Origin of the sequence: Kribbella sp. (genome assembly GCF_035687465.1) — a bacterium.
In the GTDB taxonomy this organism is placed as follows: domain Bacteria; phylum Actinomycetota; class Actinomycetes; order Propionibacteriales; family Kribbellaceae; genus Kribbella.
On record NZ_DASRXP010000301.1, the window covers coordinates 1 to 9149 of the forward strand.

The 9149-nt window shown below is 66.3% G+C and carries 8 protein-coding genes; 7 read left to right on the forward strand and 1 reads right to left on the reverse strand.

The features are described 5' to 3' along the window. The 5 genes from VFG33_RS15145 to VFG33_RS15165 all read left to right on the forward strand — a co-directional run. Nucleotides 1-1078: ABC transporter substrate-binding protein (locus tag VFG33_RS15145; protein ID WP_325026793.1), on the forward strand; the 1078-nt coding region annotated here is incomplete at its 5' end. Next, complete coding sequence (locus tag VFG33_RS15150) at nucleotides 1075-2106, forward strand: ABC transporter permease (protein WP_325026795.1); 1032 nt, start codon at nucleotides 1075-1077, stop codon at nucleotides 2104-2106. The genes VFG33_RS15145 and VFG33_RS15150, both read left to right, overlap by 4 nt. After that, nucleotides 2103-2987, forward strand: a complete 885-nt coding sequence (locus VFG33_RS15155; RefSeq protein WP_325026798.1) for an ABC transporter permease — start codon at nucleotides 2103-2105, stop codon at nucleotides 2985-2987. The genes VFG33_RS15150 and VFG33_RS15155 overlap by 4 nt, the downstream gene beginning before the upstream one ends. After that, nucleotides 2984-3937, forward strand: a complete 954-nt coding sequence (locus tag VFG33_RS15160; protein WP_325026800.1) for an ABC transporter ATP-binding protein — start codon at nucleotides 2984-2986, stop codon at nucleotides 3935-3937. The genes VFG33_RS15155 and VFG33_RS15160 overlap by 4 nt, the downstream gene beginning before the upstream one ends. Nucleotides 3938-3940: 3 nt before the next feature. Further along, nucleotides 3941-4873 (forward strand): ABC transporter ATP-binding protein, encoded by a 933-nt coding sequence (locus tag VFG33_RS15165; RefSeq protein WP_325026802.1) that lies wholly within the window; start codon nucleotides 3941-3943, stop codon nucleotides 4871-4873. 210 nt (nucleotides 4874-5083) lie between these two features. Here VFG33_RS15165 and VFG33_RS15170 read toward each other — a convergent pair whose 3' ends face one another. After that, nucleotides 5084-6613 (reverse strand): hypothetical protein, encoded by a 1530-nt coding sequence (locus tag VFG33_RS15170; protein WP_325026805.1) that lies wholly within the window; start codon nucleotides 6611-6613, stop codon nucleotides 5084-5086. A gap of 212 nt (nucleotides 6614-6825) precedes the next feature. On the opposite strand from VFG33_RS15170, the gene VFG33_RS15175 reads away from it, so the two are divergent. After that, the gene (locus tag VFG33_RS15175) at nucleotides 6826-7362 is read left to right on the forward strand and encodes an MOSC domain-containing protein (protein WP_325026808.1); all 537 of its coding nucleotides are present in this window, start codon (nucleotides 6826-6828) and stop codon (nucleotides 7360-7362) included. A gap of 288 nt (nucleotides 7363-7650) precedes the next feature. Next, nucleotides 7651-9149 (forward strand): DUF222 domain-containing protein (locus VFG33_RS15180; RefSeq protein ID WP_325026811.1); only part of this gene is annotated, 1499 nt, incomplete at its 3' end.

The following is a 9149-nucleotide window of genomic DNA, read 5'->3' on the forward strand; positions in this document are numbered from 1 at the left end:
CGACATCGACCTGATCGGCCGGCTCGCACCGCCGGACTTCCAGGCCCTGCAGGGTGACGGCAACATCGTGCAGTGGAACACCGAGGGCCGGCGGGCGTCGTACCTGCAGATCAACCACGGTGCGACCACCAGTGACAACAAGCCGATCGGCGACGGGCACCCGGCGCTGAAGGATCCGTTGGTGCGGCAGGCACTGCACCACGCGCTGGACAAGCAGAAGCTGGTCGACGAGGTGCAGAACGGGCTGGCCCGGCCGGCCGACGGATCGATCGTGCCGCCGATGTACAAGGACTTCTTCTGGGAGGCGACCGGGGACGAGAAGGTCACCTTCGATGTTGCCAAGGCCAACAAGATCCTCGACGACGCCGGTTACAAGAAGGGTGCCGACGGCATCCGGACGATGCCGGACGGATCCCGCAAGCTGCAGTTCCGGTTCAGCATCCACACCGACACTCCGATCGAGGACAAGCTTGCGGAGTACCTGACGGGCTGGCTCAAGGACATCGGCATCACGCTGACCACCAAGCGGCTCGACTCCAGCAAGTTCACCGAGGAGACCGGTACCACTGCGCTCTTCGACATCGCGATCAGCGGCTGGTCGGTGAACCCGGATCCGGAAGAGGTCCTCGCGACCCACCTCTGCAGCAGGCGCCCGACCGCGTCCGGTGAGGGCGGCGGCACCGAGTCGTTCTACTGCGACCCGCAGTTCGAGCAGCTCTACCAGCAGCAGCAGAAGGAACTCGACCGCACGAAGCGGGCCGGGATCATCAAGCAGATGGAAGAGCGGCTCTACACGGACGCGCCGGTGATCGCGCTCTACTACCCGAACGACCTCGAGGGCTACCGCAAGGACCGCATCGCCAGCATCACCTCCATCCCGGAGGACAAGGGCATGCTGTACGGCGGCAGCAGCTACTGGCCGTTCTACACGCTGGAGGCGGTCAGCACCGACGGCGAGACCGACAGCGGCTCCAACACCGGCCTGATCGTCGGGGTCGCCGCCGGTGTCGTGGTGCTCGCGCTCGCCGGGTTCTTCCTGACCCGCCGGCGTAGGGGCGTCGCGGACGAGCGCGAATGACGGTCGTCCAACCGGCGACCGAGGCGATCGAGGAGGGCCCGGCCCGCCACGGCCTACTGCGGTACGCCGCGGCCAAGGCGGGCGGGGCTCTGCTCAGCATCGCGATGGTGATCATCGCGACGTTCTTCCTCTTCCGGATGCTCCCGGGCGATCCGGTCCGGGCGCTGGCCCAGGGCCGGAACATGACGCCGGAGCAACTGGATCTGGAACGGCACCGGCTCGGGCTGGATAAGTCGCTGCCCGAGCAGTTCCTCCATTTCGTCAACCAGACACTGCATTTCGACCTGGGCACCTCCTACGAGTACAAGCGCCCGGTGCTCGACCTGATCGGCGAGCGGCTCGGTGCCACCTTGCTGCTCACCGGTACTGCGCTGGTGATGGCCGTCAGCCTGGGGATCTGGCAGGGAGCCCGGGCCGGGTGGCGACCTGGTAGCCGGTTCGACCGGTTCTCCACCGCCATCTCCCTGGTGCTCTGGTCCGTGCCGACGTTCTGGCTCGGGCTTCTGCTGCTGATGGTGTTCGCGGCCGGCGTGGGTCCGATCCCGGGGATCTTCCCGACCCGGGGGATCGAGAGTGTGGATGCCCCGGATGGTTTTGCGTACATCCTGGACGTGGCGAAGCACATGGTGTTGCCCTGTCTGACGATGGTGGCGGTCGTGTATGCGCAGTACCTGCTGGTGATGCGTTCGTCGGTGCTGGACGAGGTCGGGCAGGACTACGTGACCACGGCGCGCGCCAAGGGGCTGAAGGATGACGAGATCCGCCGGCGGCACGCAGTACCGAATGCGCTGCTGCCGACGGTCACGCTGGTGTTCATGCGGATCGGGTTCGTGGTCGGTGGGGCGGTCACGGTCGAGGCGATCTTCAGCTGGCCGGGGCTGGGGCAGTTGTTCTACGAAGCGATCCGGGTGCCGGACTTCACCCTGATGCAGGGGACGTTCCTGTTGATCACGGTGTCGGTGATCCTGATGAACACCTTGGCCGACGTGATCTACCACGTGCTTGATCCGAGGGTGAGGTCGGCATGAGCAGCATCACCTGGATGCGGCGGCGTCGCAGCCTCGCGCGGTTCTGGGCGGACTTCCGCACCCACCGGGCCGGGGTCGCCGGTCTGGTGATCCTGGTCCTGGCGGTGGTGCTCGCGCTGATCGCTCCGCTGTTCATCGACGAAGGTGTGACGAACGTCGTCCGAGGGACCGGGGAGAAGCTGGCTCCGCCCAGCTGGGACGATCCGCTCGGCACGGACGAGTCCGGGCGGTCGGTGCTGCTGATGATCTGGTGGGGTTCGCGGACCTCGCTGCTGATCGGGTTCCTCGCGGCTTTGCTCAGCATGGTGATCGGTACCGTGTTCGGGATCGCGGCAGGGCACTTCCGCGGCTGGATCGGTGCGATCGTCATGCGGGTCACCGACTGGTTCCTGGTGCTGCCCTCGCTGGTGACGGCGCTGGTGCTGGCGGCGATCCTGGGCGGGAGCACGTTGACGATCATCATCGCGATCGGCGTCACCTCCTGGCCGTCGACGGCCAGGTTGATCAGGGCTCAGACCCTGGCGGTGGAGGCCCGTCCGTACATCGAGCGGTCCACCGCACTCGGCGGCGGCCACTGGCACATCACCACCAGGCACGTGCTGCCCAACGTCGCTCCGTTGCTGTTGGCAAGTACTACGCTCGAGGTGGCGAGCGCGATCGTCACCGAGTCGACGCTGGCGTTCCTCGGGGTGAGCGCGAACAAGACCTCGTGGGGCACCATGCTCCGCGGCTCCTACGACTGGGGTGCGGCGACCTCCGGCGCGTGGTGGTACATCCTCATCCCGGGTCTGTGCATCGTCACCGTGGTGATGGCGTTTACCCTGTGCGGGCGGGCGCTGGAGACGGTCCTCAACCCCCGACTGCGTAGGGCGGCCCGATGAGCCTGCTCGAACTCGACGACGTGTCGATCACCTATCAACTGGCGACCGGCGAGCTCCCGGCCGTGCGCGGCGTCTCACTCACCCTCGATGCCGGCGAAGCCCTTGGAATCGTTGGGGAATCCGGCTCCGGCAAGTCCACCCTGGCGATGGCACTGTTGCGATTGTTGCCCCGCGATGCGCGGATCGAGGGCCGCATCCTGCTGGAGGGCGAAGATGTCATCGGGATGAGTTGGGGACGCCTCCGCGCGGTCCGCTGGGCCGAGGCCTCGATCGTTTTCCAGGGTGCGCAGCACGGCCTGAACCCGGTCCAGCGGATCGGTGACCAGATCGCCGAGCCGCTACTCATCCACCGGCTGGCCTCGCCGGACAAGGCCCGCCGCCGGGTCGCCGAACTGCTCGAACAGGTCGGGCTGCCGACCTGGCGCGCGAAGAGCTACCCGCACGAGCTGAGCGGTGGCCAGCGGCAACGAGTCATGATCGCGATGGCACTGGCCTGCGAACCGCGGCTCATCATCGCCGACGAGCCGACCACGGCACTCGACCTGATGGTCCAGGCGCAGGTGCTGACGCTGATCCGCGAGCTGATCGGGTCGCACGACATCTCGCTGCTGATGATCTCGCACGACCTGTCCGTGCTGGCCGATCTCTGCGACCGGCTGGCCGTGATGTACGCCGGGCGTGTGGTCGAGACGGGACCTGCGAGTGGGTTGTTCGCACATCCCTACAGCCGGGCGTTGGCGGCTGCGTTCCCCACGGTCGGCGATCCGGCCTCACGGCTGGCGCCTCAGGGGCTCGGCGGGGACCCGCCGGATCCGACGGACCTCCCGACGGGCTGTGTGTTCCACCCGCGCTGCCCGGTGGCGCTGGACAGTTGCTCGACCGTCGAGATCGACCTGCGGCCGGCGGGCGAGCGTCGTACGGCGGCCTGTGTGCTGGTCGGGGAGGACTGACAGTTGCTAGAGGCAAAAGATCTCTCGGTGGAGTTCGCCTCCCGGGGACGGCGGGCGCGCGCGGTGGACGGGGTCAACCTCTCGATCGGCGCGGGCGAGATCGTCGCGCTGGTCGGCGAGTCCGGCTGCGGCAAGACCACGCTCGCCCGCACCCTGCTCGGCCTCGAACGCCCGACCTCGGGCACAGTCTCGTACGACGGTTCGCCGCTGAGCTATCGAGGCAGGGCGCTGAAGGCCTATCGCCGGCAGGTGCAACTGGTCCTGCAGGACCCGATGGGGTCGCTGAATCCGCGCCAGACCGTCTACGAGGCGGTTGCCGAAGGCCCCCGGATCCACGGCCTGGCGGACGAGGAGCAGGTGGTCGCCTCCGCCTTGTCGCGTGCGGGTCTTCGCCCGCCCGAGCGGTTCTTCCTGCGCTACCCGCACGAACTGTCGGGCGGTCAGCGCCAACGAGTCGTGATCGCCGGCGCCCTCGCCCTCGACCCCAAGGTCCTGATCGCCGACGAACCGGTCGCCTCCCTCGACGCCTCGGTCCGCGGCGAGATCCTGGCCCTCCTCCTCCGCCTCCGCGACGACCTCGGCCTCTCCGCTCTCGTCGTCACCCACGACCTCGGCCTGGCCTGGAACATCGCCGACCGAGTGGCGGTCATGTACCTCGGCCGCATCGTCGAATCAGGCCCCACCGAAGAGGTCCTCAAGGCCCCCCAGCACCCCTACACCCAAGCCCTGCTCTCGGTCCTCCCAGAGTCCCCGGCCCGCATAGTCCTCACCGGCGAACCCCCAGACCCCACCCGAATCCCCACCGGCTGCCGCTTCCACCCGCGCTGCCAGGTGGTGGCCGCAGGCAACCCCATAGCCTCCAAATGCCGCGCAGACCTACTCCCCATCCTCCCGTCCACCCCAGACCCGCAAGCCGCCTGCCACCTGGTGAGCTAAACCCCGGCGCAGCTCCTGCGTCGCGGCTTCAAATGCCTGCAATCGCTCTCGCCGCTCCTCCGTGAGGGCAACCGCTCCCGGAACCTTAGGCCCTACCTCCCGCTGCTTGCACGCAGACCTCCATAGCCAGGGACCCAGGCCTCAACGGTCGAGTTCCATCGGTTCCATTGGCTGACTGGCCGGGGAGGTGCGTAAAGGCATGACTCGACTCTAGAGATGCCGAAGATGAAACAGCAGGTCCTCCGGAACAGAGAAGTAGCTCGCCTTTCCTCCCTTGAGATAGTGCGGTCGTAGGGCAACCTCCGGTTGGTCGCTGAGGATGCCCTCCCTTTGGAGCTGTCGCGCCAATCGCCGCACAGGCCGAGTAAAGCCATTGAGACTTCTATCGGGTGGATACCCGGCAAGCTCATAGACGCTGGATCGGTCTATGCGGCCGTCTGCTAGGGCGGCTGCGCGCAAGGCCTTGGCATGCACCCAACCCTCCGCATCCAGCCGCCGAAGCAGCTCAACAGTTGCCGCCGCCGTCCACACTCCAGCCCTAATGGGAACTGTCACATCGCCGTCATCGGCGGTCATGTCGTGTGAGGGCGGCCAGGCCAAGGATGGGTCGGAGAGTTCCGCGCGGAGGTCTTCGTATTCAGCGCGGTCCATGGCCCCCGAGTCGCGACGGTGGCGTTCTATAGGCCGGAATCGCATCGTTAGAGTGCGATTGCCTACATAGATGGCTATCGTCGACAGGAGTTCCTTCTTAGCCTTCAGCGCACGGTCCGCTTCAGCGCCGTCCACGGCCAGGAGCCAGGTAGTGAGGACAGGCGGCAAGCCGAAGCGGAGAAGCGGCCCATCGTTGGCAGGTGCGATCACCCAATCTCCTGTGACATCGCCTCTGCTGGCGAAGCGGATGTTGACCTCGATCTCGGGTGGGGCGCTTAGAGCCCAATAGTGGAAAGCTTCGACGTCGTCCGGGCGCAAGGCAAGGATGAATGGTGCCGGTGGGAAGCCGAGCACCAGATCTTCTTGGAGCTCGTTTGCGAAGTCCGTCGAGATTGCGCTCAAGGCCCGGATAGGAAGTCTGTGTTCTTCGGCCAATGCTGGGTTGAGTTCATTCGCAAGATCCGGTTGCCGGCTAGCGGGATCGCCGGTAGTTGGGGCGGTCCAGGTGCCGAGCGCGAGACGCAATGCAGTCCTGACCTGCCCCATGGGCATGCTCTCCAGACGCTCCTGGTTTGCGAGCGCAAGGATTTGCTCCGCGACGGAGGTGACTGAGGCACGTAAGCTACCGAACGCGGAACCCTGGAGGTCGATCAGGGATATCTGTTGAGCTAGTGCGAAGTCTTCTGCTTCCGCGGAGAAGCCGGAAGTAGAAAAAGGCGAGTAACGATAGTGGTATCTACGTGTAGGTCGACTTGTCGAGTTACCCAAGGCCGTTGCGTACTGCTCGTTGACATCCGCAATCACGCCAAGCGCGTTGCGAACATCGGTCAGTCTGACGCTCGCACGCCGGTACTTCGCTTCGACGAACAGCCGAACCGGCAATGAGAAAGGGACTGGGACGAGTAGATCCCCGAGCGCGTCGGCCTGGTGATCGGTTCCACGTCCTTTGACCAGCAGTCCGTGCGGCCCGTGCGTCAGTGCTTCTGGGTCCTGGCCTTTTTCGGTGAGAAGCCGATAGCCGTTGTTGGCCAGGAGTTTGGCTATGCCTTCTTCGAGGACATAGCCCTTGAGGGCCGGAAGCTTGATCATCGCCACCCTCTCTTCGACAACTGATTTCCTGAGAAAGTACTCAAGTCTTCGGCGCCGGTACAGAGCGGGCTGGGTCTCGATGCAGGAGTTCGACTGCTCACCGACGGCGAAAGCTCAACTCAGCCTCAGTCGACTCCCCTCTCGCCCCAGACGCTTCAGCTGCGCGTGCCGCAGGGACCCCCAGTCGTGGTGCGGTTGCTTAAGCTGGGTCGGTGAGAGTCGACTCTGTGCATCGTGACGATCAACACCGCTTCAGCAAACAGGCTGTCGAAGCGGTACGGCTGATCGAAGGCGTCGGTGTCGAAGGCGACGCACACGCCGGCGCCACCGTGCAGCATCTCCATCTTGTCCGGCGCGATCCCACCGCTCCCAACCTGCGGCAGGTCCACCTCATCCAGCGGGAACTGGTCAACGAACTGTCGGCGAGGGGGTACGACGTCGCGCCGGGCGATCTTGGCGAGAACATCACCACCGCAGGCCTGGACCTGTTTGACCTACCGACCGGTGCGTCGCTCCACCTCGGTGACACCGCGATCGTGACGGTGACCGGCCTCCGCGACCCCTGTAGCCAGATCAACGGACTGCAGAAGGGCTTGCTCAAGGAGGTGCTGGGCCGAGCCGACGACGGTACGGTCATCCGTCGGGTCGGCATCATGGGCGTGGTGACAACAGGCGGCTTGGTGCGCCCAGGAGATCCGCTGACCGTCGTACTCCCACCCAAGCCCCACGAGCCCCTCGGGCTCGTCTAGCAACCTGTACGAAGGAGCCCAGCTATCCACGCAGCTCCTAATGAGTGTTCCGGCGGTACAGAAACGCCGGACGGCAGATGATCCACCTGGTCGACCCGAACTGGGGCCGCTCGATGCCTGCAACAACAGTACGTGCCGGCTCAGCGCTTGCGGGCCTCGCATTGCAGATGAGACCTATCGTTGCTCATGGCAATTACATGTCGATCTACCCTGTTGGCAAGGGATTCCGGCGCCTCCAGGCGGCTGGCTCAGTTTGTGCGAGTCGAACATCTGTTCTAATATAGACACATGAGTACTGTCAGCGCAGACCCCCACTACGGCGACCACGAGTTCGCCGCGGAGTTTGCTGCGTTGCTCGACGCGGGGCGGATCTGTGTCCCGGACGACCCCGACACACCTGGCGGTCCGGTGCTGCTTGACGAGCACGACGTGCTGGATCCTGACCCGTGCCCGCAGATGTCGCGGGTGGATGCGCTGGAGTGGGAGTTGTGGGCCGGTGTCGACCAGGACGAGGCCGAACGGACCATGCTGGAGCAGAAGGCGCCACCGTGGGTGTTCCTGCCGCCGGGCGCTGAGCTGGCCGCCGCGTTGGAGCAGGTGCGTCCCCAGACCGAGTCGCCGGTCGCGCTGATCGAGGTCATGAAGGCCGCGACCCGGATGATCGCCTGGGCCGAGTCGATCAAGAATGACGCGGTGGCGTCGTTCTACCGCCAGCGCCAGGCCAGCGACCTGCCCCGCCCCAGCCAGGTCGACTCCCGGGGCCGCCCGGTCGACCCCGAACGGTCCTGGGCCGGCGAGATCGCCGCCGCGCTCACCTTGTCTCCGGACACCGTGCACGCCCACATCGACACCGCGCTGCGCCTGACCAGCGTCCTGAAGGCGACCCATACAGCGATGCGGTGCGGCGCGGTCACCATGTCGAAGGCGCTCGCGATCGTCAACGCCACCCGCACCCTCACCCCCGCCGCGGCCCGGGCGGTCGAGGCCCACGTGTTGAAGCGCGCCCCGCAGCAGACCCTGACCAACCTGAACGCGTCACTGCGCAAGCAGGTCGCGAAACACACCACCAAAGAATCCGCCGCCGCGCACAAGCACGCCAAGAAGGAGCGCGGCGTCCGCATCGTCCCGCTGGCCAATGGCATGGCCGGCCTGTGGATCGTGAACACCGCGGACAAGATCCAGGAAATGTGGGTCGTCATCCAGGCGATGGCCACCATCGCCAAACGAGGCACCCCCACCCCCACGCCACCTACCGCGACCGGCAGCCCCGCTCCCAGCGCTCCTACCGCGACCGGCGACCAGTCAGCCAGCACGGCGACAGACACCCCAGGAACCACCACCACCTCACCTACAGGCACCGCACCCGAAACCGCCGCACCTGAACCTGCGCCCACCGCGCCTGCGCCCACCGCGCCTGAACCTGCGCCCACCGCACCTGAACCTGCTCCCACCGCGCCTGAACCTGCGGCACCTGCGCCCGCCACACCTGCGCCTGCCACACCTGAATCCGCGGCACCTGAGCCTGCGCCTGTGCCTGGGCGGGAGGATCGGACTGCCGATCAGCGACGCGCCGATGTAGTCGGCGACCTGTTCGAGTTCATGTTGTTCAACGGGCTCGACTGGCTCGGCAGACGCCTGCCCGACCAGCAGCGCCGCCGCCCCCACATCGAGGTCCTCACCCCGATCAACACCCTGCTCGGACTCGACGACGACCCCTGCCACCTGACCGGCTACGGACCCATCCCCGCCGACATGGCCCGCCACATCGCCACCGACGGCACCTGGCG